The organism is Paraburkholderia aspalathi, from assembly GCF_900116445.1.
GTDB lineage: Bacteria > Pseudomonadota > Gammaproteobacteria > Burkholderiales > Burkholderiaceae > Paraburkholderia > Paraburkholderia aspalathi.
This window is the reverse complement of sequence record NZ_FPBH01000020.1, coordinates 1-24,713: the sequence shown is the minus strand read 5'-3', so window position 1 is coordinate 24,713 and position 24,713 is coordinate 1. Positions and strand designations below refer to the sequence as shown.

Below are 24,713 nucleotides of genomic sequence, written 5' to 3'. Positions count from 1 at the left end.
CTTCAATATCGCAAACTCACATCATTCATATGCGGCCTGGTCTCGCGGGGATTCGGAAAACGGCAGTTCGGCCGCAGGCATGGCGGCGCGTGGGGACGCTGGGCATTGGCGCGGTGCTGGCGATGGCGCTCGCGGCCATGACCGTGACGCTGGCCGCGTGTGATGCAGGTTCGCAGACAGCGGGGGACAAGGCGAACGGGAATGGCAACGCGCAAGTGAGTGCCAGGGTGGATATGAACGCCAACGCCAATGCTGGCGTCGCGACCCAGGCGAGTGCGTCGCCGGCGTCCACGTCCACGTCTACGCCGGCCTCTGCCGTCAAGGTGGCGGCCCATGAAGCCGGTCAGACCCGCGCGCAAGTCTACGAATCCGTGCGGCAGATGACGGCCCTCGGCAAGCAACTGTTCTTCGACGCGTCGCTATCCGGCTCGGGCAAGCTGGCCTGCGCGTCGTGCCACAGCCCCGATCACGGCTTTTCGCCGGCGAATTCGCTGTCGGTACAACTGGGCGGCAACGATATGCACCGCACCGGCATGCGCGCCGCGCCGACGCTCAAGTACCTGCAGTCGGTGCCGGCGTTCGCCGAGCACTATCACGAGTCGGACGACGAAGGCGACGAAAGCGTGGATGCCGGGCCGACTGGCGGCTTGACGTGGGACGGGCGGGTCGACCGCGGCTCGGACCAGGCGCGTATTCCGCTGCTGTCGTCGTTCGAAATGGGCAGCACACCGGCGAAGGTCACGGCGGCGGTGAAGGCCGCGCCGTATGCGGAGGCTTTCCGCACGGCATTCGGCGCGCATATTTTCGATAGCGACGAAGCCACTTTCAACGCCGTGCTGCAAGCGCTGGAAACCTTCGAGCAGGCGCCCGAGATTTTCTACCCATACACCAGCAAGTACGACGCGTATCTGGCGGGCAAAACGCAACTGACCAAGGCAGAACTACACGGTCTGGAAGTCTTCAACGACGAAAAGAAGGGCAATTGCGCGAGCTGCCACATCAGCCAGCGCACCATGGACGGTGCGCCGCCGCAGTTCAGCGACTTCGGTCTGATTGCGATCGGCGTGCCGCGCAATCGCGCGCTGCAGGTGAATCGCGATCCGCATTTCTACGACCTCGGCGCATGCGGGCCGGAGCGTACCGACCTGAAGGGGCGCGCCGAATTTTGCGGCATCTTCCGCACGCCGACGCTGCGCAATGTCGCGTTGAAGAAGAGTTTCTTCCATAACGGCATCTATCATTCGCTGGATCAGGCCGTGCGTTTTTATGCGCAACGCGACACAAACCCGGAAAAGTTTTATCCGGTCGTGAAGGGCAAAGTGCAGAAGTTCGACGATCTGCCGCAGCGTTACTGGGCCAATCTGAATACCGATCCGCCGTTCGATCGCAAGCCGGGTGACAAACCGGTGCTCGACGAGGCTGAAATCAAGGACGTGGTGGCGTTTTTGAATACGCTCACGGATGGATATAAGGCGGGAAATAAAGCGGGAAATCAAGCAGCCGCGAATTGATCGCCGGGTGATGGGCGCGTGGCCGGTTGAGCGGCATGTGCCGCCGCGGGCGGGGTCAGTAGCCTGCGCCGGCAATGATGTAATAGCAGCCGACCAGCAGAAGCGCGAACGACACGAGGAGGCAGGCAATGCCGGCGCGTGTCAGCAGATTTGGCCAGCGTGCGCGAGGGAGGCTGTCCATTCGCACGATGCGCCGCGCAAGACCCGGATCGCGGCCGATGGCGAACGGCACCAGCGCGACGCAAAAGAGCGCGAGCGCGACGGTGAAGGTTTCGAGAGCAGACGAGATGTCCATAGGGCGGCAGTGGAAGCTTGATCAGCGCTACAGCGCAACAGACCTATCTTAAGAAAACGCTCCATAAGAAGATATGAGACGCGTCCTAAAAAGTCTGAGCGGTCGTCGCGCCAGTTCGTTCCCCAGAGCAGGGAGCTGGTCGCTACACGTTGCCGTAGGCCGTTGCGACGCCGCATCCGGGCGGCTACTTTGAGGGCGACATGCTATGCTTTTGGGGTCCAGATCACGAGCTGCCGTGAGCGCGCTCGAGACCGCCGAACCACTCTTCGAGGAGAACCCTTCATGTCGATGCGACCCCGTGCCCTGTTTCACCTGACCGTCGGTGGCCTGCTGCTTGGCGGCGCCATCGGTGCGCAAGCGGCGAACCTCGGGTTTCTGAACGACACGCCGATCAGCTACATGAAGCAACGCGACGTCGACTCGATCAAGAACGCCGTGTTCGCTGCCTTGAACGACAAGCAGGACGGCGAGAGCGTGAGCTGGGTCAATGAAGGCACCGGCAATAGCGTGAAGATCGACGCAACGATCAGCATCGCCAGCACCGCGAAGGATGGCGAACGCACCTGCCGCGACGTCGGCGTCGTGCTGAATGCGAAAGGGCAGTCGATGAACCTGCGCCCGCAGTTCTGCAAACAGGGCAGCGGCAACTGGCAATTGCAGAAGAAACACTGAGCGTGCGGGCGGGTGTGACAATGCGCGCCGGCTTGCCGCCGGCGCAGCCTGAAGCCGTGCGCCCCTGCGGCGCATTGCGTCGATGAGCGCGCGGGTCGTCTCGTGCGGCATCGTGCTGCTCGACCCGGACGGCCGGGTGCTGCTCGCGCACGCCACCGAAACGTCTCACTGGGACGTTCCGAAAGGGCACGGCGAAGAGGGCGAGGCGCCACACGTCACGGCGTTACGCGAGATGGTCGAGGAGACTGGTATCGTGATCGAAGCCGGCCGCCTGAAGGATCTCGGACTGTTTGTCTACCGGCGCGACAAGGATCTGCATCTGTTCGCGGCGCGTGCGACGGCCGACGAACTCGATCTGTCTTCGTGCATCTGTACGTCGCTCTTTCCGCGCCGCTCCGACGGCACGCTGATTCCCGAAATGGACGCATATCGCTGGACCGCACCGGACGAAGTCGAGCGGTATGCGAGCCGCAGTCTCACACGGCTTTTCCAGACCACGCTTTCACTCGCGGAACTGCATCGAACGCTATAGGCCGACACGCTCAGTCGAGCGCGCGGTCGTTCGGATGCGCGAACAGCGTGCGGTTCTGTTCCGACAACGGAAAATTCAGATTGATGCCGTGCGGCGGAATCGGCTGGGTGAACCACTGGTTGTATAGACGCTCGGCGTCGCCGGCAAGCTGGCCGCGTGCGATCACTCCGTTCACGAGCGTGCGGAGCGGCTCGTCGCCCTTGCGGAACATGCAGGCGTAGACCTCATAGCCGAGCGGCGTGCCGGTTACCACGAAGTCTTCGGGGTGCGGGTCGGTCGATTTGAAACCGTACACGATCGGCTCGTCCATCACGAAGGCCACGGCCCGGTCGTCCTTGACCGCGCTGAATGCTTCCGCATGGTCACGCGCGCTCGTGATGCGCATGTTCAGATGCTTCTCGGTGTTCAGGCGGCGCAGCAGGCGCTCGTCGGAGGTGCCCGCGGTCGTCACGACCGTCTTGCTGGCCAGATCCGGAAAATCCGCAATGCCGCTGCTCTTGCGCGCGATCATGCGCACCGCGTACTGGAAGAAGCTGTTCGAGAACGCGGCCGCGCTTTCGCGTTCCACCGTATGCGTGGTCGAACCGCATTCCAGATCGATCTGGTTGTTCAGCAACATCGGCGTGCGGTTCGACGAGGTCACGGTGATTTCGTGCACTTTCAGTTGCGGCAGGCCGAGCGTTTTCTTGATTTCGTCGACGATTTGCAGTGCGATGGTCTGCGAGTAGCCGACGGTGCGCGTGCCGTCGAAGTAGGAGAAGGGAATCGACGCTTCTCGCACGCCGAGTACGACCACGCCGTCGTCGTGGATTTTCTTCAGCGTGCCGGTGAGTTCGTCCGCTTGAGCGGCGCAGGCGAGCGATGCCGCGCCAAACGCGACCAGCGCTACGAATACGCTGTGCATGCTATGCGTGGCGCGTGCGGCTCGGGTTATGCGCGTAACAGGAACGGCACGCGTATGAGCCGCGCCTCGCGCAGTGTCCCATGCACTTACCCCGCGACGGGCTGCAACTTTCATCGGGTCTCCTGGACTCGCACGTGCACGGATGCCGCGCTGTCACTGTCGATGGAACATGATGCAACGAAAACGGCGTGCATCCCGCTTGCGAAATGCACGCCGTAATTGACGTCGGCCAGGCAACGTCAGATGCGCTTCGCGCTGTAGTGGCTCCAGCTTACGCCGGCTTGCCCCAACTGTCGCGCAAGCTGACGATGCGATTGAATACGGGTTTGCCCGGTTTCGAATCGACGCGGTCGGCGACGAAATAGCCGTGGCGCTCGAATTGATAGCGCTGTTCCGGCAGCGCGGCGCGCGCGCCCGGTTCCAGGTAGGCGTTGACCACGCGCTTCGAATCCGGATTCAGCGCTTCGAGGAAGTCACGGCCGCCGGCGTCCGGTTGCGGTTCCTTGAACAGGCGGTCGTAGATGCGCACTTCGGCCGGGACCGCGCCTGCTGCGCTGACCCAGTGAATGTTGCCCTTGACCTTATAGGTGTTCGCGCCTTCCGTGCCCGATTTGCTGTCGGGGAAGTAGTTGCAGTGGACGGCGACGATGTTGCCGTTCTCGTCCTTGTCCGCGCCGATGCATTCGATCACATAGCCGTAGCGCAGGCGCACCTTGTTGCCCGGGAACAGGCGGAAGTAGCCCTTCGGCGGCGTTTCGGTGAAGTCCTCGCGTTCGATCCACAGTTCGCGCGAGATCGGGAATTCTCGAACCCCCATTTCCGGGTGATGCGGATGGACCGGCGCATTGCACGGCTCGGTCACGCCTTCAGGGAAGTTGTCGATGATCAGCTTGACCGGATCGAGCACGGCAGCAGTGCGCGGCGCCTTGTCGTCCAGATCGTCGCGCAGCGCGCCTTCGAACACGCTCATGTCGATCCACGAATCGACCTTGGTGACGCCGATGCGCTCGCAGAACAACTGGATCGCTTCCGGCGTGAAACCGCGGCGGCGCACACCAACGATGGTCGGCATGCGCGGATCGTCCCAGCCCTCGACATGGCCTTCGGTCACCAGTTGCAGCAGCTTGCGCTTGCTGGTGATCGCATAGGTCAGGTTCAGGCGCGAAAACTCGATTTGTTGCGGCAGCGGGCGTGTGAAGATTCCGGCTTCGGCCAGCTCGTTCAGAATCCAGTCGTACAGCGGACGGTGGTCTTCGAATTCGAGCGTGCACAGCGAATGCGTGATGTTTTCCAGCGCGTCCGAAATGCAGTGCGTGTAGTCGTACATCGGGTACACGCACCATGTGTCGCCGGTGCGGTAATGATGGGCGAAGCGGATGCGGTAGATGACCGGGTCGCGCATGTTGAAGTTCGGCGACGACATGTCGATCTTCGCGCGCAGCACGTGCTCGCCTTCCTTGAACTCGCCGGCTTTCATGCGGCGGAACAGGTCGAGGTTTTCCTGCACCGAACGGTCGCGGAAGCGCGACGGCGTACCGACTTCGGAAGCCGAGCCGCGGTTCGCGCGCATTTCTTCGGCCGACTGGCTGTCCACGTAGGCCTTGCCGCGTTCGATCAGCAGTTCGGCGAATTCGTACAGTTTGTCGTAGTAGTCGCTCGCGAAGTAGAGCTGTTCCTTGCCGCCTTTTTCCCACTCGAAACCGAGCCAGCGCACGGAGTCGATGATTGAGTCGACGTACTCGACGCTTTCCTTTTCCGGATTTGTATCGTCGAAGCGCAGATGGCACACGCCGCCGTAGCTGCGCGCCACGCCGAAGTTCAGGCAGATGCTCTTGGCGTGACCGATGTGCAGGTAGCCGTTCGGCTCGGGCGGAAAGCGCGTTTCGACGCGCTGCTCCCACTTGCCGGTGCGGTTGTCTTCGTCAATGATGTTGCGGATGAAATTGGATGCCGCTGGCGCGTCGTTGCGTTCGGTATTCATGCGAGAAGGTGAAAGTCTGTCGGGGACGCGCAATGCGCCCACTTATCCGTCAATTCTACCTGACGCGTTCGCTCGCGGCAGGCGAGTGCGGCGCGCAGCCAACGTTTGAGCGGTTTCGGGCGGTTTTTGGGGGCAGGACGAGATCCTGCAAGCTGCGTTTAATGTGCTGTAACAGGAGGTAAAACGTTTTGTTTGCGCGGTCCATGGCGACTTACGATGCGGGCGGCGCACTCTCCACGCGCCGCGCACGGGCAACATGATGTTCGCCCACGGATTTTTCCCCCGGCGCCACTTTGCGCCCGTGCGGCGCAAGCCAGACAGCCTCGCCGCACACCCGCGCCCCCGTTCAAGCCGTTTCGGATTGCGCTGCCTGTACCCGCCGTGTAGCGCCGAGCGCAGTGCTGCCGGGTGTGCAGGCCGCCTCACCCATTGAGCCGCCCTGGCATGGACGCTTTTCGTTCGTGCAACATGGCGCTCCTAGTTCCCGGAGTTTCTCGGATGTCCGTCCCGTCACATGACGCGCCTCGCGCGCCTTTTGCCCCTTTGTCTTTCGCACGGATCGTGACGGCTACGGCCGTGTTCGCCGCGCTCGCCGGCAGCGTCGTCGCGCCGGCCCCCGCGCTCGCGAAAACGCCGCCGCCAAAGGCCGTGCTGGACGCGTCGGCGGTGGCCGTGCCGGATCGCTACAGCGCCGACACCGCCCAGCAGATCTTCGCCGCCGGCGGCAACGCCGTGGACGCCGCGGTGGCGATCGCCTTCACGCTGGCCGTGACCTGTCCGGACGCGGGCAATATCGGCGGCGGCGGGTTTATGACCCTGTTCATGGACGGCAAGCCGTATTTTCTCGATTACCGCGAGCGCGCGCCGCAACAGGCGACCCCCGATATGTACATCGACGATAAAGGCAACCTCGTGCCGGGTATGAGCCTCGTCGGCCATCGCGCGGTGGGCGTGCCGGGCACCGTCGAGGGTATGTGGGAAGCGCAGCAGCGCTTCGGCAAGCTGAAATGGAAGCAGGTGCTGGCGCCCGCGATCCGTTACGCCACCGACGGCTTCCAGGTCGACCAGGGGTTGCAGCAGCGTCACGACGCGGCGGCGAAGAGTTTCGCCGGCAAGACCAATTTCGACGCCTACTTCTCGAACCTGAAGGCGGGCGTGATGTATCGCCAGCCGGAACTCGCGCAAACCCTCTCGCGCATTGCCAGCGACGGCGGTCGTGAGTTCTACGAAGGCCGCACCGCGGATCTGATCGCGCAGCAGATGTACGGCCACGGTCTGGTCACGAAGCCGGACCTGGTTCAATACAAGGCTGTCTGGCGTCAGCCGCTCACCGCCGACTTGATCGGCTACCAGGTCGTGACCGCGCCGCCGCCGAGTTCGGGCGGCGTCGGGCTGATCCAGATGCTGAAGATGAAGGCAGATCTGAAGCCGGCGTTCGAAGGCCTTGAGTTGAACTCCGAGCCGTATATCCATCTGATCGCGCAGATCGAAGACCGCGTGTTCGCTGACCGCCAGCAATACATTGGCGACCCCGATTCGTACAAGGTGCCGGTCGACAAACTGACCAGCGACGCCTACCTCGCGCAACGCGCCGATGAAGTGAAACCCGACGAAGTGCCGGGCGCCACGCCCGTTAAAGGCGGCCTCGGCGACGTGATGCCGGAGAAAGCGCAAACCACGCATTTTTCGGTGGTCGACAAGTGGGGTAACGCCGTGTCGAACACCTACACGCTGAACGGGGATTTCGGTTCCGGCGTGGTGGTGGACGGCGGCGGCTTCCTGCTCAATGACGCGATGGACGACTTCGTCACCAAACCGGCTGCCGCCGGCACGCCCGGCGCAACGGCTGACGATCTGAACACGGTGGCTCCGGGACGCCGGCCGCTTTCGTCGATGACGCCGACCATCCTGTTGAAGGACAACAAGGTGTCGCTCGTGATCGGCACGCCGGGGGGCTCGCGAATCCTGACGTCGATCTTCCAGGTCATGACTAACCTGTACGATTTCAACATGGCGCCTGCCGACGCTTTGGCTGCGATGCGGTTCCATCATCAGTTGTTGCCGCCTAAGACGATCTATTTCGAGCCGTATCATCCGATCACGGGCGAGTTGGCAGATCAGCTAAAAGCCAGAGGCTACCCGCTGGAAGGGCAGTCGTTTAACGGTGATGTGCAGATGATTCGCGTTGAAGGGACGACGCCTGAGCCGGCGGCGGATCCGCGCGGCGTGGGTGTGGGTCGTGTGATGCATTGAGTGAAAGCGAACTTGAAAAACGAACTGCGACGGGGAACGCAATGAGCGGACAAAAACTAAACGTACTTGTGCTGCCAGGCTATCAGAATTCCGGCACGGGCCACTGGCAGACGCTTTGGGAAGCACTCGATCCCGCCTTCGCGCGCGGGCAGATGCCCGACTGGGACCATCCGACGCGCGACGCGTGGTGCCGCACGCTCGACGCCGCAGTGGCCGCAGCCGAATCGCCGGTGGTGTTCGCCGCGCACAGCCTGGGCTGCCTCGCGACCGCTTTCTGGGCGTCGCAGTACGCGAGCACTGAGCAGTTGGCCAAAGTGGCCGGTGCATTACTGGTGGCCGTGCCCGATCCCTCCGGGGCACATTTTCCGCAGGACGCCAGCGGCTTTGCACCGGTGCCTCTTGTGCGCCTGCCGTTCGCGAGCATCGTCGTGTCGAGCAGCGACGATCCATACGGCGGCGTGCCGTTTTCGCAGACGTGTGCGAGCGCGTGGGGCAGCCGCTGGATCGACATCGGGCCGCGCGGCCACATCAATGCCGACAGCGGCCTCGGCGATTGGGAAGAGGGGCGGCGCTGGCTGGCTTCGTTAGGCGAGCAGCGGTGATCGCCTGATTTGCTGAGATTCGAGCGGCGAGTGAGCTGGCCACCATCGCCAGCTCCGCTGAAAACTGCCACCGCCTCAGCCGACCGCCAGACCACTCGCCCACAACGCAGCCGGCCTCAAATCACCGACTGGTCCCGCAACGCCGCAATCCGTGCCTCGTCATAGCCGAGCACATCGCGCAGGATGCTGTCGGTGTGCTCGCCGAGCGTCGGCGGATGGGAGAGCGCTTCGGGCGGCGTGCCGCTCATATTGATCGGATTGCGCACCAGTTTGACCGTGCCGCCCGACGGATGCGGCAGATCGACCTGCAGCCCGCGCGCCACCACCTGCTCGTTCTCGAACACTTCGCCCAGATCGTTGATAGGTCCGCACGGCACACCGGCTGCTTCCAGGGCGGCAATCCATTGTTGTTTGCCCTGCAGACGCACCATGTCGGCCAGAATCGGCACGAGGATGTCGCGGTTGCGCACGCGCGCCGGATTGGTCGCGAATCGCTCGTCAATGGCGAGTTCGGCGCGCCCGCCCGCCTCGACGAATTTCCGGAACTGGCCGTCGTTGCCGACCGCGACGATGATCCAGCCGTCGCTCGTCTGGAAGGTCTGATAGGGCACGATGTTCGGATGCGCATTGCCCCAACGCACGGGCGGCTGGCCGCTCGCCAGATAATTCGAATTCATGTTGGCCAGCATCGCGACCTGCACGTCGAGCAGCGCCATGTCGATGTATTGGCCTTCGCCCGTGCGGTCGCGATGCGTGAGCGCCGTGAGCACGGCGATGGTCGAATACATGCCGGTCATCAGATCGGCGATCGCGACGCCGGCCTTTTGCGGACCGCCGCCCGGCTGGCCGTCGCGCTCGCCGGTGATGCTCATGAAGCCGCCGATGCCTTGCACGATGAAGTCGTAGCCGGCGCGCTGCGCATACGGGCCGGTTTGGCCGAAGCCGGTCACCGAGCAGTAGATCAGATCGGGCTTTACTTCCTTCAGCGACGCGTAATCGAGGCCGTACTTCTTCAACTGCCCGACCTTGTAGTTCTCCAGCACCACGTCGCTTTGCGCGGCCAGTTCGCGGATGATCCGCTGGCCTTCGGGCGAAGCGATGTCGACGGTGACCGAGCGCTTGTTGCGATTGGCCGCGAGGTAATAGGCGGCCTCGCGTGTGTCGGCGCCTTCCGGCGTTTTCAGGTACGGCGGCCCCCAGTGGCGCGTGTCGTCGCCGACTTCGGGCCGTTCGATCTTGATCACGTCGGCGCCGAAATCGGCGAGCGTCTGCGCGCACCAAGGGCCGGCGAGCACGCGTGTGAGGTCCAGCACGCGGATATGACTGAGAGCGCCCATATTCTTCAATGTCTCCTTTGTCGACCGGAGTTAGCGCTTTAGCGCTTACTCCGGTCCCATGCCAAATCGGCGCGCGTGGCGCCGCGGATGGGGGCAATCTTAAGCGATTCCCGCGCGCCGGCGCAGTCGGCCGAACGGCATAGGACGCGCGGCGCGCCTTGCCATGTCACTCGCTACCCGGCCAAACCTGGCCGAATGGCTATCGGGATCAAGGCGGGACAGGCCCGCCGCCGCGCATGGGCGCCGATCCCGTATAATCAGTCGTTTAAGAAACAAACAGTTGGCGCATCCCCATGATGCCGCCGGTAACAGCCAGGGAACTGGCAAACCCGTCCCCCGCACGCTATGAAAGCCGCCGAAATCCGCGAGAAATTCCTCAAGTTCTTCGAATCGAAGGGCCATACGATCGTTCGCTCGTCGAGCCTTGTGCCCGGCAACGACCCGACCCTGCTCTTCACCAATTCGGGAATGGTGCAGTTCAAAGATGTGTTCCTCGGCGCGGAATCGCGTCCGTATGCGCGCGCCACAACCGCGCAGCGCAGCGTGCGCGCCGGCGGCAAGCACAACGATCTGGAAAACGTCGGTTACACCGCGCGTCACCACACGTTCTTCGAAATGCTGGGCAACTTCTCGTTCGGCGACTACTTCAAGCGCGACGCGATCCACTACGCGTGGGAATTGCTGACCGGCGTGTACCAGTTGCCGAAAGACAAGCTGTGGGTCACCGTCTATCACGAAGACGACGAAGCGCACGACATCTGGGCAAAGGAAGTCGGCGTGCCGGTCGAGCGGATCATCCGCATCGGCGACAACAAAGGCGCGCGCTACGCGTCTGACAACTTCTGGCAGATGGCCGACGTCGGGCCGTGCGGCCCTTGCTCGGAAATTTTCTACGACCACGGTCCGGAAATCTGGGGTGGCCCGCCGGGATCGCCTGAGGAAGACGGCGACCGCTACATCGAGATCTGGAATCTCGTGTTCATGCAATTCAGCCGCGACGCCCAAGGCAACATGACACCGCTGCCCAAACAGTGCGTCGACACGGGCATGGGGCTCGAGCGTATCGCCGCGGTTCTGCAGCACGTGCACAGCAACTACGAGATCGATCTGTTCCAGGCGCTCATCAAGGCCGCGGGCCGCGAAACCGGCGTGACCGATCTGACGAACAACTCGCTGAAGGTGATCGCCGATCACATCCGCGCCTGCTCGTTCCTGATCGTCGACGGTGTGATTCCAGGCAACGAAGGCCGCGGCTACGTGCTGCGCCGTATCGTGCGCCGCGCGATCCGCCACGGCTACAAGCTGGGCAAGAAGGGTTCGTTCTTCCACCGCATGGTGCCGGACCTCGTCGCGCAAATGGGCGGCGCCTATCCGGAACTGAAGGAAGCCGAGCAACGCGTGACCGACGTGCTGCGTCAGGAAGAAGAGCGCTTCTTCGAGACCATCGAGCACGGCATGTCGATTCTCGAAAGCGCGCTGGCCGATCTGGAAGCCAAGGGCGGCAAGACGCTCGACGGCGAACTCGCATTCAAACTGCACGACACCTACGGCTTCCCGCTCGATCTGACGGCAGACGTCTGCCGCGAGCGCGAAGTGACGGTCGACGAAGCCGCTTTCGACGAAGCCATGGCGCGTCAGCGCGAACAGGCGCGCGCGGCGGGCAAGTTCAAGATGGCGCAGGGCCTCGAATACTCGGGCGCGAAGACCACGTTCCACGGCTACGAAGAAATCATCTTCGACGACGCGAAAGTGATCGCGCTGTATGTCGACGGTGCGTCGGTCAAGGAAGTGAGCAACGGCCAGCAGGCGGTCGTCGTGCTCGACCACACGCCGTTCTACGCGGAGTCGGGTGGTCAGGTCGGCGACCAGGGTGTGCTGGCTAACGCGAGCGTGCGCTTTGCGGTAGCCGATACGCTGAAGGTACAGGCGGACGTGGTCGGCCATCACGGCACCCTCGAGCAGGGCACGCTGAAAGTCGGCGACGTCGTGAAGGCGGAAATCGATGCGGTGCGTCGCGCCCGCACCGAGCGCAACCACTCGGCCACCCACCTGATGCACAAGGCGCTGCGCGAAGTACTCGGTTCGCACGTGCAGCAGAAGGGTTCGCTGGTCGATGCGGACAAAACCCGTTTCGACTTCGCACACAACGCGCCGATGACTGACGAACAGATCCGTCAGGTCGAAGCGATCGTCAACGCGGAAGTGCTGGCGAACGCGCCGGGCATTGTGCGCGTGATGCCGTTCGACGAAGCGGTGAAGGGCGGCGCAATGGCGCTGTTCGGCGAAAAGTACGGCGACGAAGTGCGCGTGCTCGACCTCGGTTTCTCGCGCGAGTTGTGCGGCGGTACGCACGTACATCGCACGGGCGACATCGGACTCTTCAAGATCGTGATGGAAGGCGGCGTGGCTGCAGGTATCCGTCGCGTGGAAGCGATCACGGGCGACAACGCTGTGCGTTTCGTGCAGGATCTCGACGCGCGGATCAATGCGGCAGCGGCCGTGTTGAAGGCGCAGCCGTCGGAACTGACGCAGCGGATCGTGCAGGTGCAAGACCAGGTGAAGTCGCTGGAGAAGGAACTGAGCGCACTGAAGTCGAAGATGGCTTCGAGCCAGGGCGACGAGCTTGCCGGTCAGGCAATCGAAGTGGCCGGCGTGCATGTGCTGGCAGCAACGCTCGAGGGCGCGGACGTGAAAACGCTGCGTGAGACGGTCGACAAGCTGAAGGACAAGCTGAAGAGCGCGGCGATCGTGCTGGCCTCGGTCGAGGGCGGCAAGGTGAGCCTGATCGCCGGTGTGACGGCGGACGCCAGCAAGAAGGTCAAAGCCGGTGAATTGGTCAACTTCGTTGCGCAGCAAGTCGGCGGTAAGGGCGGTGGGCGGCCGGATATGGCGCAAGCGGGTGGCACCGAACCGGCGAATCTGCCGGCGGCACTGGCAGGTGTGAAGGGTTGGGTCGAAGCCCAGCTCTGATTCGAGTTTGATTGGGCCATGCGGGACGCTGGTGGTTTTTGCGTCCCGCGTGGCCCAAGTTGTTTCTGGCCTTGGCGTGTCGTAGCGTGTCTTGCCGCGCATCAACGTTGCCGATAGCGTTGGCGGTTAGCGTTCCCCGCCGCGCAGACAAAGCATCAAGTAAAAATTCAAGCCACGCCTACCGGTGTAGCGGCAGGCAACTCCACCGTATCCTCTGCCGACACAAGCGTTTGCCGCAGCGCATTGAGCGCGGACGAAAAATGCCCTCGTCGCCAGATCAGCAGTGTCTCGATCACACCAATATCCGGAAGCTCGTGAACCGCGATATTGCTCGCATCTGTTTGCAAATTGAGCACGGATCGCGGCGCCACGGCCACCCCCGCGCCGGCGGCGACACAAGCCACGATCGCATGATACGAACCGAGCTCCAGAACGCGAGCCGGCCTCACGCCATGCTCCAGATACCATTTCTCGATATACGCGCGGTAAGCGCAGCCGCGCTCGAACGCAATCAGCGTCGATAAAGCAATATCCCGTACTTCGCGAATCGGCCGATGGCCTCGCGGCGACAGCATCACCAACTCTTCGCGAAAAACCGGCACCGTCTCGAACAATTCTCCGAGCGCGGCAGGATCCTGCGGCGTCGCCACCAGCGCTGCATCCACTTCGAATTCGCGGACCCGCTCAATCAGCTTGCCGGTCGTACCGGTTTCGAGCTCCAGTGCGACATCCGGCCACCGCTGGTGATAACTCGCGAGCAATCCGGGCAGACGCGTTGCCGCGACGCTTTCCATCGTGCCCAAACGCAGGCGTCCACTCGGCCGATCTTCGCGCACGGCATGGCGCGCCTCGTCGGCGAGCGCGAGCAAACGCTCCGCGTAGGGCAGCAGTGTCTCGCCCGCCGGGGTCAGAACAAGGCGCCGCCCGTCACGGATGAACAGGTCGGTGCCCAGCTGCTCCTCGAGTTGCTTGATGCGCGTCGTGACGTTCGATTGCACGCGATTGAGCTTGGCAGCGGCGCGCGTCACGCCGTTTTCCCGCACCACAGCACGAAAAATGGTCAAGGCGGCCAGATCCACGATTCTCTCCTGGCGATGGTTGATATCCTAATTATTCATTTTTCGTGATCGAAAGGTCAAGCTAATATGGATTGAACAAACCGGCAACGGCCGGCCCGCTTCCACTATCCGTGATGCTCATGATCGATCTCGCTTCCAGCGCGCAAGACACCGCTACCGAACGTCACGCCGCCCGCCGCGCGGCGCTTGCCTGCATGATCACCTTGGCTGTGGCGCTCGGTATCGGCCGTTTTGCGTTCACGCCGCTCCTGCCGCTGATGCTTCACGGCAGCGCCCTCGGGCAGCCGCAGATCGACATCCAGCACGGCGGCTGGCTCGCATCGGCCAACTACGCAGGCTATTTCGTCGGCGCGATCACCTGCGCGGCGCTGCGGATCGAGCCGGCTCGCATGGTGCGCGTGGGACTTGTCGCGACGGTCCTGCTGACGCTGGCGATGGGCGTAACAAGCCAATTCTGGGTATGGGCCGTCGTGCGCTTCGTCGCCGGCGCGGTCAGCGCCTGGACCTTCGTGTTCGCCTCGCAGTGGGGCTTGCGGCGCCTCGCCGAACTCGGCGCGCATGGGTGGGGAGGGGTGATCTATACGGGCCCGGGCATGGGCATTGTCGGAACGGGTCTGCTGGTTAGCGCTGCGGGCGGCTATGGCGCGACGGTCGGTTGGATCGGTTTCGGACTCATCGGGGCGGTGCTTTCGATCCTGGTTTGGCCCGTGTTCCGGACCGCCCCAGGAGACGCGACGCGCGCCACAGGCCCGGCAACCACTGCCACTCGGCGAGCCTCGCCCGCAGGTCAGCGCGCCTCTACAAACCACGCCTGGCACCGCGCTGACGCCTTCTGGCTGATCCTGCTCTACGGCGTGCCCGGCTTCGGCTACATCATCACCGCGACGTTCCTGCCGGTGATCGCGCGCCATGCGCTGCCGGGTTCGTCCTGGCCCGATCTGTTCTGGCCGATGTTCGGCGCGGCCCTGATCGTCGGTGCGCTGCTCGCGGCCCGCCTGCCGGTGCATTGGGACAATCGCACGCTGCTCGCCGGTTGCTATGTGCTGCAAGCCGCCGGCATTGCGCTCGGCATCGTCTGGCCCACGGCGGGCGGTTTCTCGCTCGGCAGCATCCTGATCGGGTTGCCATTTACGGCCATCACCCTGTTCGCGATGCGTGAGGCGCGGCGTCTGCTTGGCGACGAAGCCGCCGGCCTGATGGGCTATGCGACGGCAGCTTATGGCGTCGGCCAGATCGTCGGCCCGCTGGTGGCCGCGCCGATCGCCGAGCACACGGGGTCTTTTTCACCGGCCTTGTGGCTGGCGGCGGGGACGCTGCTGTTGGGCGCGGTCGGCCTGATCGTCGTGGCGCACATGCCGCGAGGCCGTGGCCGCATGCCCGATTGCGGCTGCAACTAACGGTCTTTCCGGTTGGCGCATGCCTTGGCGTCAACTGATCCGGCAAGCGCAAGCGCCAGCAACGCAAGTTCGTCCCCCGCCTTGCGAGGAACATATAGGCCCGTTGAACCGCCCGTGTGGCCAATTCCCGGCCAAAAAACAAATAACTCACCGGCGCACTAAAATGACGGCTTTCCCGTCATCTCAGCGCGCCCGTCGCCGGGCGCGTCGCCAGCCATGCAACATTTCGCGTCCGACAACTACGCCGGCATCTGTCCCGAAGCGCTCAACGCGCTGATCGCCGCCAACAACAGCGGCCACGAACCCGCTTACGGCGACGACTCCTGGACCAACCAGGTTTGCGACCGTCTGCGGGATCTGTTCCAGACCGATTGCGAAGTGTTTTTCGTGTTCAACGGCACGGCCGCCAATTCGCTGGCGCTAGCGTCGCTGTGCCAGTCGTATCACTCGGTGATCTGTCACGAACTCGCGCACATCGAAACCGATGAATGCGGCGGCCCGGAATTCTTCTCCGGCGGCTCGAAGCTGCTGACCGCGCCGGGCGTCGGCGGCAAGCTCACGCCGGATGCGATCGAAGCGGTCGTCACGCGCCGCGCCGATATTCATTACCCGAAGCCGAAGGTCGTCACGCTGACTCAATCGACGGAAGTAGGCACCGTCTACACCGTCGAGGAAGTGCGCGCGATCGCGGCCATCGCCAAGCGGCGTCATCTGAAAGTGCATATGGACGGCGCGCGCTTTGCGAACGCGGTCGCGGCGCTCGACGTGCATCCGTCCGAGATCACGTGGCGCGCGGGCGTCGACGTGCTGTGCTTCGGCGGGACCAAGAACGGTTTGCCGGTCGGTGAGGCCGTGGTGTTCTTCGACCGCTCGCTCGCCGACGATTTCGCCTACCGTCTGAAGCAGGCCGGCCAACTCGCCTCGAAAATGCGTTTCATCTCCGCGCCGTGGCTCGGACTGCTGGATAACGACGTCTGGCTGCGCAATGGGCGTCATGCGAATGCAATGGCGGCCTTGCTGGAAACGCGTTTGCAGGAAATTCCCGGTGTGAGCATCATGTTTCCGCGAGAATCGAACGCGGTCTTTGCGCAATTGCCGGCGCAGGCCGCCAAGGCAATGCGTGCGCGCGGCTGGAAGTTCTACGAGTTCATCGGCGCGGGCGGTTGCCGGCTGATGTGCGCCTGGGACACGCAGCCGGAAACCGTCGAGCGTTTCGCCGCGGAAGTACGCGATTTGTGCCTGGCCTGAAACCGCAATGACCGCGCGTGCGACCAGCCTGGCATCGTGAGCTTGAACCGGAAGCTGGAACCAGGCGTACAAACAGCATCGCGCAAGAGTTGCTGAACCCGCCGCAGCACGACATTCAACACTGAACAACGCTGCACAGAAACCATAAGAGACGACCCACTCGCCATGACCGAACATCGATTTTGTCCGCGCTGCGCTACGCCTTTGATCGAGCGCGCCGATGCCGAACACGAAGGCGGCCGGATCCGCCAGATCTGCCCTGATACGGAATGCGGCTACGTCCATTGGAACAATCCGCTGCCCGTGGTGGCCGCGATCGTCGAGTACGAGGGCAAGATCCTGCTCGCGCGCAACGCCGCCTGGCCGGAAGGCATGTTCGCGCTGATCACCGGCTTTCTGGAAAACGGCGAGACGCCGGAAGAGGGCATTGCCCGCGAAGTGCTGGAAGAAACCTCGCTGCACGCGGAGACGGTCGAATTGATCGGCGTGTACGAATTCATTCGCAAAAACGAACTGATCATCGCGTATCACGTGAAGGCATACGGCACGGTCGCGCTGTCGCCGGAATTGCTCGAATACCGGCTGGTCGAGCCGGCCAAATTGCGTCCATGGCGTGCGGGTACTGGTCAGGCGCTCGGCGAATGGATGCGGCGGCGCGGCTTGCCGTTCGAGTTTGTCGAAAAACCGGGACAGTAAGCGATGAACAAACCCGCACCGGCCACGCGCAGCGCCTACCCGCATTTTCTGCCGATCACCACGCGCTGGATGGATAACGACGTCTATGGTCACGTCAACAACGTCGTCTATTACAGTTACTTCGATACGGTGGTGAACGAGTATCTGATCCGCGCCGGCGTGCTCGATTTCGAGCGTGGCGCGACGATCGGCCTCGTGGTCGAGACGCATTGCAATTACTTCGCGCCGCTGGTGTTTCCCGAACACGTCGAAGCGGGCTTGCGGGTCGTGCGGCTCGGCACCTCGAGCGTGCGCTACGAGGTGGGCCTCTTCAAGGCGGGCGAAGATCAACCCGTCGCCCAAGGGCATTTCGTGCACGTGTATGTGGATCGCGTCACGCGTCGCCCGGTGAGCTTGCCCGCCGATTTGCGCGCGGCGCTCGAACCGCTGACCGTCGCTGTGCAGGCGGAATAGGCGCGTGCAGTCGTTCGTCATCAATCTGCTGAACGGTGTCAGCTACGGCCTGCTGCTGTTCATGCTGTCGGCGGGTTTGACGCTGATTTTCAGCATGCTCGGCGTGCTGAATTTCGCGCACGCGAGCTTCTACATGCTCGGCGCGTACGTCGGTTTTTCGGTGGCGGCGCATGCGGGTTTCTGGAGTGCGCTCGTAATCGCTCCGCTGATCGTCGGCCTGATCGGTGCGGCGTTGGAGCGCTGGCTGTTGCGCCGCGTGCGTGTGCACGGTCATCTCCCCGAGTTGTTGCTGACTTTCGGCGCTGCGTATCTGCTCGGTGAGCTGGTCAAGCTCGGCTGGGGCTTGAGTCCGCTTAGCGCGACTGTTCCGACCGTCCTCGACGGGCCGTTGTTCACCCTCTACGGCGCCGCTTTTGCACGCTATCGGGCCTTCATGATGGCGGTGTCGCTGGCGATGCTGGCGGTGCTCTACGCGGTGTTGCGCGTGTCGAAGGCGGGGTTGATCGTACGCGCCGCGCTCACGCATGCGAGCGCTGTCGAGGCGCTCGGCCACAACGTGCCGCGCGTGTTCACCGGCGTGTTCGCGGCGGGCACGGCGCTCGCCGCACTGGCCGGCGTGATCGGCGCGCCGCTCTTCGTGATCGAACCGTCGATGGCGGAGTCGCTCGGCTCGATCGTCTTCGTGGTGGTCGTGATCGGCGGCCTCGGCTCGTTGAGCGGGGCGCTGGCGGCATCGCTGATCGTCGGTTGCGTGCAGACCTTCGCGGTAGCGAGCGACGTTTCGCTGGGCGATCTCACAGCAGTATTCGGAGGCGTGCTGCCGGATGCGTGGGACACGCTGACGCTCGCGCAACTCGCGCCGTTGATTCCCTATCTGCTGCTTGTCGCGATGCTGGCGCTGCGCCCGCGTGGACTGTTCGGACGGCGTGACGATCATGCGTGAGCTGCCCGGGAAGTTTGCTGTGCCGGCAGTCACGCCGCGCTTGATGTTGCGCAGGTTCGCTCCATGGCTCGCGCTTGTTCTGTTCCTCGCCGTGCCGCCTTTTGTCTGGCCGCAAAGTTGGCTTCTCGCCTATCTCGCACAAACCGCGACGATGATCGTATTTGCGCTCTCATATAACTTGCTGCTTGGCGAAACGGGTTTGCTTTCTTTCGGACATGCCGCTTATTCCGGCCTCGGCGCGCTCATCGCGGCGCAAGTGTTCAATCGCATCGGTGCACCGTTGGTGCTGTTGCCGCTGATCGGCGGCATCGGCGGCGCATTGTGCGGCGTGCTGTTCGGTTTCGTGTCGACGCGGCGTGCAGGGACGGCCTTCGCGATGATCACGCTCGGCATCGGCGAACTCGTCGCTGCGGCCGCGTGGACGCTGCCCGACTGGTTCGGCGGCGAGGCGGGCGTGCCGATCGATCGCGCGAGTGGACCGATGCTCGCAAGCTGGAGTTTCGGCCCGGCGCGCGAGGCCTATGCGCTGATCGCGCTGTGGTGCGTGCTGGCGAGCGTCGCGATGTTCGCGTTGTCGCGCACACCGTTCATGCGGCTCGCCAACGCCGTGCGCGACAACCCGGCGCGCGCTGCCGCGATCGGCTGCTATCCGCGCCGCATCCGCTACGGCGTGGTGGTGATGTCGGCTTTTTTTGCGGGCATCGCAGGCACCCTGGGGCTGATCAATGTCGAACTGGTGTCGACGGAAAGCGTCGGCATGATGCGCTCGGGCGCCGTGCTGATCGCGACGGTGATCGGCGGCACAGGTGCGTTTTTCGGACCGGTCGCGGGGGCGATCGTGCTGACGTTTTTCAGCGTCGCGGTGGCGAGCGTGACGCGGGCGTGGCTGTTCTATCTGGGCCTGTTCTTTATCGTGATCGTGGTGGCTTCGCCGGATGGACTGGCGGGCTTCATGCAGCGGCACACGGCACGCGTCGCTGCTTACGGTTGGCGCGTGTGCGGCAAGGCGTATCTATGGGGCGCGGCTTCGGCGGTGCTATGGACGCTGGCCGTCGTGCTCGCGGCGCAGTGGGCGTATGCCGTGCAATTCGGCGCTGCCGATGGCGCGGCGTTCAGCGTTATCGGCGTGCCGCTGGAGCCGGCCTCGCCGCATCTCTGGCTCGGCGTCGTGGTGTGCATGTTGGCCGCGCCAGGCGCACTTGCCGCGCACTATGCACATCGCGCGCAAGCACGTCTTGCCGGGCGCGCCAGCGCCACGCCGATCACCGGAGACGCGCGATGATCCCGGCCCTCGCGGTCTACGGCGTCGAAAAGCGCATCGGCGCCACGCGGATTCTGCGCGGTGTCGATCTTGCGATCGAGCCCGGTGAGCGTCATGCATTGATCGGGCCGAACGGCGCGGGCAAGTCGACGCTATTCAATCTGATTGCCGGCGGCGCGCGCCCGAACGCCGGGCGCATCGATCTGTTCGGCGCGGAGATCACGCGTCTTGCGCCTGCCGCCATCACGCGCCGGGGCCTCGCGCGCAGCTTTCAGACCACCAGCGTGTTCGCACGACTCAGCGTATTCGACAACCTGCGCTGCGCGGCCATGCTGGCCGAGCGCGACCGCACGCGCTGGTGGCAGCGTTTCAGCGGCTCACGCACGGTCGATGCGCGCGCCGAGCAGGTGCTCGAAGCCGTGGGGCTGAGTGCGCGCAGACATATCGAGGCCGGCACGCTCAGCTATGCCGAACAACGCGCGCTCGACCTCGGCCTTGCGCTTGCAGGCGGCGCGCACACCTTGCTGCTCGACGAGCCGACTGCGGGGATGAACCGCGCCGAAGCGGCGCGCGCCATCGAACTGATTCGCGCGACCACTGCAGGCCGTACGCTGCTGATGGTCGAGCACGACATGGACGCCGTGTTTGCCCTTGCCGACCGCGTTTCGGTGCTGGTACAAGGCCGGATCATCGCGACCGGCACGCCGGCGGCGATTCGCGCGGATGCGGCTGTGCGCGCCGCGTATCTTGGCGACAGCGTCTACCCATGACTGCCTTGCTCGACATTCAACAGCTGAACGCCTGGTATGGAGCGAGCCAGACCTTGCACGGCGTCAACTTGCGGATCGACGCCGGCGAAGTCGTCGCGCTGGTCGGGCGCAACGGCTCCGGACGCTCGACGCTCGCGCGCGCGATCATGGGCCTCGTGCGCAGCGAGGGCGAGTTGCGTTTTGCCGGCCATGCACTCGGCGGGCTGCGCACCTTCGAAATCGCTCGCCTGGGACTCGGGTACGTGCCTGAGCATCGCGACGTTTTTCCGACGCTGAGCGTCCACGAAAATCTGCAACTCGGTGTGGCGCCGCAAGCGCGCGGCCGTGCACCGCGCTTCACCTTTGACGATGCCTACGAACTGTTCCCCGTCCTGCGCGAACGAAAGCGCACGCGTGCTGGCGTGTTATCGGGCGGCGAGCAACAGATGTTGACGCTCGCCCGCGCATTGCTCGGCGACCCCGACCTGCTGGTCATCGACGAACCCGGCGAAGGACTGGCTAGCCTGGTGATGGGGCAAGTCGCGCGGTGCCTGCGGATGCTGCGCGATCGTGGCGTGGCGATGCTGCTGATCGAACAGCGGCTCGTCATTGCGCAAGACATCGCCAGCAGGGTTGCGGTGATGGGGCATGGCGAAATTGTCTTCGACGATGCGCTCGCGTCGTTTGTGAAGCGGCCGGACGTTATGCAGGAATGGCTCGGCGTGGGTTAGCCGCGATGTGTAGCGGAGCTGCGCTTAACCGCTGGGTCACCGGCATCGCCGCGCCTCGCTGAGAGAGATCTCCGAGAGGGCGCCCAAGCCGAGTTTTGTAATGCCGAACCGGAGCATCCCTGGCAACCATCTCGCTGCGTTTTTATTGCAGCGCCGCATTCGAATTTGCGACCATTTTGTTGTCCTGACGCGTACGTCATGCGCTGCGCGATCCACCCGTCCCTCGTTCCACGTCCGAATCGCGTTCTGAATGCCGTTTGAATCCCGTTTGCGTACAGCGCGCTCAAGCCTGATGCGTGGGGCTTTCCCGTGACTTGTTGTAGCGATTCAAACGCTTGATCGTTTGGTGAGCGTCCTCCAGAAATCTTGTCGGCAGCGCGCTGACAAATCAAGACAATCAGGTCAAAGGCGCGCAACGGCGGCACGGTGTTTAAAGCCGACGTATGTGCGACCGACCATGCCGTGCCGGACGCGCACAAGACGCGCCGCGGCCTCAGGAGGAGACATCATGAAACAGACAGACGCATTGGGCGAAACATCGGCTGACGGCGTGCAGGCGGAGCCCGCGCTGCGACCGCTTCAAAGAATGTTGTCGCGTCGAGTGGCGCGCTCGCCGCTCGCAGAAACGTGGCGCACGCGAGCTGGCGCCAGTGCCGCGCTGGTGACGGCTGCACTGCTGATGTCCGCGTGCGCCGACGCGAGTTCCACGACCGGCGATGCGGCGTCCGCACCGTCGACGCAAACGAGCGCGGCAGCGAACGCTGTGAGCAACAACGACAGCCTGTTGACGGCAAAATCTCAACCGGATGCTCCGGGACCCACCGCTAACGCCACGAACGGCGTCGCTACTGCTTCGAGCGGCACCTCCGTTGCGAGCACCGATCAACCTGCCTCCGCATCGCGCCCCTCGCTTGAACTCGTCAAGGCCAAACAGCTTGCTGCCGAACAGCGCGTCGCCGCACGCGTGCCGGCCGCGAGCGGCATGACCGAGAAGCGCAGCCGTCCGCTGACGCTGCGCGATTCCGGCATCGATGGGTCGTTGATGTTCGCGCGCGACGTCGACTTTCGCGTGACTGGGGACATCGGCTTCATGATTCACGACATGGCGGCGACGCTGACTCCGGCGCGCGCCGGCCAACCGATCGTGTTCGACGATCCGACCAGCGTGACGATCAATGTCCACCGCGGCGATGTGACGCTCGACAGCGCTAAGCTCACCGCGATCTTCAATCGCTATCTGTTCCAGTACCAGGGCTCGCCGTTGCGCAATATGCGAGTGGTGCCGCAAGACGGCGGCACCTTGCGCATTACGGGCGAGATGCACCGCGACACGTGGGTGCCGATCGTGCTGATCGGCTCGCTGTCGATGCGCAACGCCGACGACCTCGTGTTCCATGCTGACCACGTCGAAGTGGCCGGCGTCGGCGCCGACAAGCTGATGCAGGCCGCGCACGTGAAGATGGCCGACCTGTTGAAAGTGGACACACCGATCGCGCGTCTCGACGGCGACGACGTCGTGATGCAGGTGGCCAAACTCACGCCGCCGCCCGCGTTGCGCATGACCATCACGCAGATCAGCATCAGTGCCGCAGGTGTGCGCTTCACGCTCGACGACCGCACGGTGCCGAAGATCGACTGGCCCGCGACGATGCCACCGCGCGGCATGCTGGTGCAGGGCGGCGACGTGAAGTTCATGCGTTCGATGCCGATGAACATCGACATGGCGCTAACCCCGCTTGATACGAATGCACCCTTCGTGCTCGACCTGTATCACTATCGAGACCAGATGGCGGCGGGCTACTTCACCTTCGACGAAGCGGGCGCACTGGACGTGCACTTGCCGTCATATCCGACGCTAGCCAGCGCGTCGAAAGATGCGCCGACGCAAATGGGCAGCGCGAGCGCACGCTTTAACGACAGTTTCATTCGCGCGCAGCAGGCGTCGCTCGCGCAGGCGCGCCAGGTCTGGCAACACGTGCCGCAGACGTTGCGGACGGCATCGGTTGCACGCGCGATCCCGGTTGGCACGCGGGCGGCGTTTGCCGGTCAGAGCATGGCGACGCCTGGCTCCACGATCAGCGACGAGCGACACTCGTCCGGACCTGCGCCGTTGATTCACGTCGAGAATGTGGACTTTTACGTATCGGGTCGAATCGGTTTTCATGTGCGATCGCTGGATGCACAGATGGTGCCGAAGAAGCCGGGCCAACCGGTCGACCTCGACGATCCGGACCAGTACGACATTCGCATAATTGGCGGCGAAGTGGTCGAGTCGTGGCCCGCGATGGCGGCGTTGTTCAACGACTATCTGCTCGACTATGAGCCGCGTTCGCTGAACGATTTGCAGCTGAAGCCGGTGGACGGCAAGTTGGAAGTGACGGGTGGCATCAAGTTGTGGAATCACTTTCCTGGCGTGTGGTTGCCGACGACGATGAGCGGCACGATCGTGGCTAAGGATGAGCGGCATCTTGTCTATGAGCCGACTTCGGTGAAGGTGTTGGGCGTGCCGCAGGCGGGGTTGCTGCGGGCGCTGGATATTCCGTTGGCGTCGTTGACGCCGTTTACGCGCAAGGGTGTGGCGTTGAAGGGTAACGAACTGGTGTTCGATCAGTACACCGTGTTTCCGCCGCCCGTTTTGCAGGGGCGGCTGGCTAGTGCGACGGTGACTGATGAGGGGTTGGTGTTGAAGTTCAAGCGGGATGCATCCGTTGTTGCTGCTAGGCCGCCTGTTGGGGCGGCGAAGAGTTTTGTCTGGATCGAGTCTGGGGATGTGAAGATGTTTAATTCGTTGGTCACGAATGCCAGAACTTTTATTCGGGATAGTTCTAATCCCGGGGTTATGAGGTTTGATCTTTATGGGTATAGGAGGGATGTTTCTAAGGGGACTGTGAGGATGGGGGGGGATGGGGGGTTGGAGGTGGATTTGGCTGCTAGGAAATAGTTAGGGTTTTTGCCTTTTGCGGCGGCATTGGCCGTGTTCTTGGGGCTTTGGCCTTTCCTTGATTTGTTAGTGGTCTATTAGCGTTGCCCCTGTGCGGGGCGGCACTGTAGTGGTCAAGTAAACCTGGACACCCGGAAAGGGGAATATTTAAAAAAGTG

Annotated in this window: 20 protein-coding genes; 15 read left to right on the top strand and 5 right to left on the bottom strand. The window is 63.5% G+C overall.

Features of this window, described 5'->3' with window-relative positions; genetic code table 11:
• Window positions 1–29 precede the first annotated feature (29 nt).
• Window positions 30–1,511, top strand: a complete 1,482-nt coding sequence (locus BM438_RS26640) for a cytochrome-c peroxidase (RefSeq protein WP_093640286.1) — start codon at window positions 30–32, stop codon at window positions 1,509–1,511.
• 55 nt (window positions 1,512–1,566) lie between these two features.
• On the opposite strand, the gene BM438_RS26635 is transcribed toward BM438_RS26640, so the two are convergent.
• Window positions 1,567–1,806 (bottom strand): hypothetical protein, encoded by a 240-nt coding sequence (locus BM438_RS26635; protein ID WP_093640283.1) that lies wholly within the window; start codon window positions 1,804–1,806, stop codon window positions 1,567–1,569.
• A 282-nt stretch (window positions 1,807–2,088) separates the two neighbouring features.
• Between BM438_RS26635 and BM438_RS26630 the strand changes: the two genes are divergently transcribed.
• Together BM438_RS26630 and BM438_RS26625 are read left to right on the top strand one after the other, a co-directional pair.
• Window positions 2,089–2,478, top strand: a complete 390-nt coding sequence (locus BM438_RS26630) for an RT0821/Lpp0805 family surface protein (RefSeq protein ID WP_093640280.1) — start codon at window positions 2,089–2,091, stop codon at window positions 2,476–2,478.
• A gap of 82 nt (window positions 2,479–2,560) precedes the next feature.
• Window positions 2,561–3,010 carry an NUDIX hydrolase gene (locus tag BM438_RS26625; RefSeq protein ID WP_093640277.1) on the top strand — a complete coding sequence of 150 codons (450 nt, stop codon included), beginning with the start codon at window positions 2,561–2,563 and terminating at the stop codon, window positions 3,008–3,010.
• A 10-nt stretch (window positions 3,011–3,020) separates the two neighbouring features.
• On the opposite strand, the gene BM438_RS26620 is transcribed toward BM438_RS26625, so the two are convergent.
• Both BM438_RS26620 and BM438_RS26615 read right to left on the bottom strand, forming a co-directional pair.
• Window positions 3,021–3,914, bottom strand: coding sequence for a transporter substrate-binding domain-containing protein (locus BM438_RS26620; protein ID WP_093640274.1), 894 nt, complete (start codon window positions 3,912–3,914; stop codon window positions 3,021–3,023).
• A gap of 271 nt (window positions 3,915–4,185) precedes the next feature.
• Entirely contained in the window at window positions 4,186–5,895 is a 1,710-nt protein-coding gene (locus BM438_RS26615; protein WP_093640271.1) for a glutamine--tRNA ligase/YqeY domain fusion protein, read from the bottom strand.
• 498 nt (window positions 5,896–6,393) lie between these two features.
• Between BM438_RS26615 and ggt the strand changes: the two genes are divergently transcribed.
• The gene (gene ggt, locus BM438_RS26610; protein ID WP_093640267.1) at window positions 6,394–8,148 is read left to right on the top strand and encodes a gamma-glutamyltransferase; all 1,755 of its coding nucleotides are present in this window, start codon (window positions 6,394–6,396) and stop codon (window positions 8,146–8,148) included.
• A gap of 41 nt (window positions 8,149–8,189) precedes the next feature.
• The gene (locus tag BM438_RS26605) at window positions 8,190–8,750 is read left to right on the top strand and encodes an RBBP9/YdeN family alpha/beta hydrolase (RefSeq protein ID WP_093640265.1); all 561 of its coding nucleotides are present in this window, start codon (window positions 8,190–8,192) and stop codon (window positions 8,748–8,750) included.
• 116 nt (window positions 8,751–8,866) lie between these two features.
• On the opposite strand, the gene BM438_RS26600 is transcribed toward BM438_RS26605, so the two are convergent.
• On the bottom strand, window positions 8,867–10,087 hold the full coding sequence (locus BM438_RS26600) for a CaiB/BaiF CoA transferase family protein (RefSeq protein ID WP_093640262.1): 1,221 nt from the start codon (window positions 10,085–10,087) through the stop codon (window positions 8,867–8,869).
• Between the two features lie 345 nt (window positions 10,088–10,432).
• On the opposite strand from BM438_RS26600, the gene alaS reads away from it, so the two are divergent.
• Window positions 10,433–13,057: an alanine--tRNA ligase gene (gene alaS, locus BM438_RS26595; RefSeq protein WP_093640259.1), complete on the top strand. Its 2,625-nt coding sequence runs from the start codon at window positions 10,433–10,435 to the stop codon at window positions 13,055–13,057.
• Between the two features lie 167 nt (window positions 13,058–13,224).
• On the opposite strand, the gene BM438_RS26590 is transcribed toward alaS, so the two are convergent.
• Window positions 13,225–14,136, bottom strand: a complete 912-nt coding sequence (locus tag BM438_RS26590) for a LysR family transcriptional regulator (protein ID WP_093640256.1) — start codon at window positions 14,134–14,136, stop codon at window positions 13,225–13,227.
• A 119-nt stretch (window positions 14,137–14,255) separates the two neighbouring features.
• Between BM438_RS26590 and BM438_RS26585 the strand changes: the two genes are divergently transcribed.
• From BM438_RS26585 to BM438_RS26545, 9 genes are all read left to right on the top strand, one after another.
• Window positions 14,256–15,533: a YbfB/YjiJ family MFS transporter gene (locus BM438_RS26585; RefSeq protein ID WP_093640647.1), complete on the top strand. Its 1,278-nt coding sequence runs from the start codon at window positions 14,256–14,258 to the stop codon at window positions 15,531–15,533.
• Between the two features lie 216 nt (window positions 15,534–15,749).
• Window positions 15,750–16,781 (top strand): threonine aldolase family protein, encoded by a 1,032-nt coding sequence (locus tag BM438_RS26580; protein ID WP_054036315.1) that lies wholly within the window; start codon window positions 15,750–15,752, stop codon window positions 16,779–16,781.
• 165 nt (window positions 16,782–16,946) lie between these two features.
• The gene (locus tag BM438_RS26575) at window positions 16,947–17,477 is read left to right on the top strand and encodes an NUDIX domain-containing protein (RefSeq protein WP_054036317.1); all 531 of its coding nucleotides are present in this window, start codon (window positions 16,947–16,949) and stop codon (window positions 17,475–17,477) included.
• 3 nt (window positions 17,478–17,480) lie between these two features.
• Entirely contained in the window at window positions 17,481–17,930 is a 450-nt protein-coding gene (locus BM438_RS26570; protein WP_093640253.1) for an acyl-CoA thioesterase, read from the top strand.
• 4 nt (window positions 17,931–17,934) lie between these two features.
• Window positions 17,935–18,873, top strand: coding sequence for a branched-chain amino acid ABC transporter permease (locus BM438_RS26565; protein ID WP_093640250.1), 939 nt, complete (start codon window positions 17,935–17,937; stop codon window positions 18,871–18,873).
• Complete coding sequence (locus BM438_RS26560; RefSeq protein WP_093640247.1) at window positions 18,866–20,155, top strand: branched-chain amino acid ABC transporter permease; 1,290 nt, start codon at window positions 18,866–18,868, stop codon at window positions 20,153–20,155. Before BM438_RS26565 ends, BM438_RS26560 begins: the two co-directional genes overlap by 8 nt.
• The gene (locus BM438_RS26555; protein ID WP_093640244.1) at window positions 20,152–20,904 is read left to right on the top strand and encodes an ABC transporter ATP-binding protein; all 753 of its coding nucleotides are present in this window, start codon (window positions 20,152–20,154) and stop codon (window positions 20,902–20,904) included. The genes BM438_RS26560 and BM438_RS26555 overlap by 4 nt, the downstream gene beginning before the upstream one ends.
• Window positions 20,901–21,614, top strand: coding sequence for an ABC transporter ATP-binding protein (locus BM438_RS26550; protein ID WP_093640242.1), 714 nt, complete (start codon window positions 20,901–20,903; stop codon window positions 21,612–21,614). The genes BM438_RS26555 and BM438_RS26550 overlap by 4 nt, the downstream gene beginning before the upstream one ends.
• 586 nt (window positions 21,615–22,200) lie before the next feature.
• The gene (locus tag BM438_RS26545) at window positions 22,201–24,555 is read left to right on the top strand and encodes a hypothetical protein (RefSeq protein WP_093640644.1); all 2,355 of its coding nucleotides are present in this window, start codon (window positions 22,201–22,203) and stop codon (window positions 24,553–24,555) included.
• Window positions 24,556–24,713 lie beyond the last annotated feature (158 nt).

What these genes read in the sequence shown, in the direction of transcription:
- BM438_RS26640 (WP_093640286.1), top strand. Translation starts at nt 30, where the DNA reads ATGCGGCCTGGTCTCGCGGGGATTCGGAAAACGGCAGTTCGGCCGCAG.
- BM438_RS26635 (WP_093640283.1), bottom strand. Translation starts at nt 1,806, where the DNA reads ATGGACATCTCGTCTGCTCTCGAAACCTTCACCGTCGCGCTCGCGCTC.
- BM438_RS26630 (WP_093640280.1), top strand. Translation starts at nt 2,089, where the DNA reads ATGTCGATGCGACCCCGTGCCCTGTTTCACCTGACCGTCGGTGGCCTG.
- BM438_RS26625 (WP_093640277.1), top strand. Translation starts at nt 2,561, where the DNA reads ATGAGCGCGCGGGTCGTCTCGTGCGGCATCGTGCTGCTCGACCCGGAC.
- BM438_RS26620 (WP_093640274.1), bottom strand. Translation starts at nt 3,914, where the DNA reads ATGCACAGCGTATTCGTAGCGCTGGTCGCGTTTGGCGCGGCATCGCTC.
- BM438_RS26615 (WP_093640271.1), bottom strand. Translation starts at nt 5,895, where the DNA reads ATGAATACCGAACGCAACGACGCGCCAGCGGCATCCAATTTCATCCGC.
- ggt (WP_093640267.1), top strand. Translation starts at nt 6,394, where the DNA reads ATGTCCGTCCCGTCACATGACGCGCCTCGCGCGCCTTTTGCCCCTTTG.
- BM438_RS26605 (WP_093640265.1), top strand. Translation starts at nt 8,190, where the DNA reads ATGAGCGGACAAAAACTAAACGTACTTGTGCTGCCAGGCTATCAGAAT.
- BM438_RS26600 (WP_093640262.1), bottom strand. Translation starts at nt 10,087, where the DNA reads ATGGGCGCTCTCAGTCATATCCGCGTGCTGGACCTCACACGCGTGCTC.
- alaS (WP_093640259.1), top strand. Translation starts at nt 10,433, where the DNA reads ATGAAAGCCGCCGAAATCCGCGAGAAATTCCTCAAGTTCTTCGAATCG.
- BM438_RS26585 (WP_093640647.1), top strand. Translation starts at nt 14,256, where the DNA reads ATGATCGATCTCGCTTCCAGCGCGCAAGACACCGCTACCGAACGTCAC.
- BM438_RS26580 (WP_054036315.1), top strand. Translation starts at nt 15,750, where the DNA reads ATGCAACATTTCGCGTCCGACAACTACGCCGGCATCTGTCCCGAAGCG.
- BM438_RS26575 (WP_054036317.1), top strand. Translation starts at nt 16,947, where the DNA reads ATGACCGAACATCGATTTTGTCCGCGCTGCGCTACGCCTTTGATCGAG.
- BM438_RS26570 (WP_093640253.1), top strand. Translation starts at nt 17,481, where the DNA reads ATGAACAAACCCGCACCGGCCACGCGCAGCGCCTACCCGCATTTTCTG.
- BM438_RS26560 (WP_093640247.1), top strand. Translation starts at nt 18,866, where the DNA reads ATGCGTGAGCTGCCCGGGAAGTTTGCTGTGCCGGCAGTCACGCCGCGC.
- BM438_RS26555 (WP_093640244.1), top strand. Translation starts at nt 20,152, where the DNA reads ATGATCCCGGCCCTCGCGGTCTACGGCGTCGAAAAGCGCATCGGCGCC.
- BM438_RS26550 (WP_093640242.1), top strand. Translation starts at nt 20,901, where the DNA reads ATGACTGCCTTGCTCGACATTCAACAGCTGAACGCCTGGTATGGAGCG.
- BM438_RS26545 (WP_093640644.1), top strand. Translation starts at nt 22,201, where the DNA reads ATGTTGTCGCGTCGAGTGGCGCGCTCGCCGCTCGCAGAAACGTGGCGC.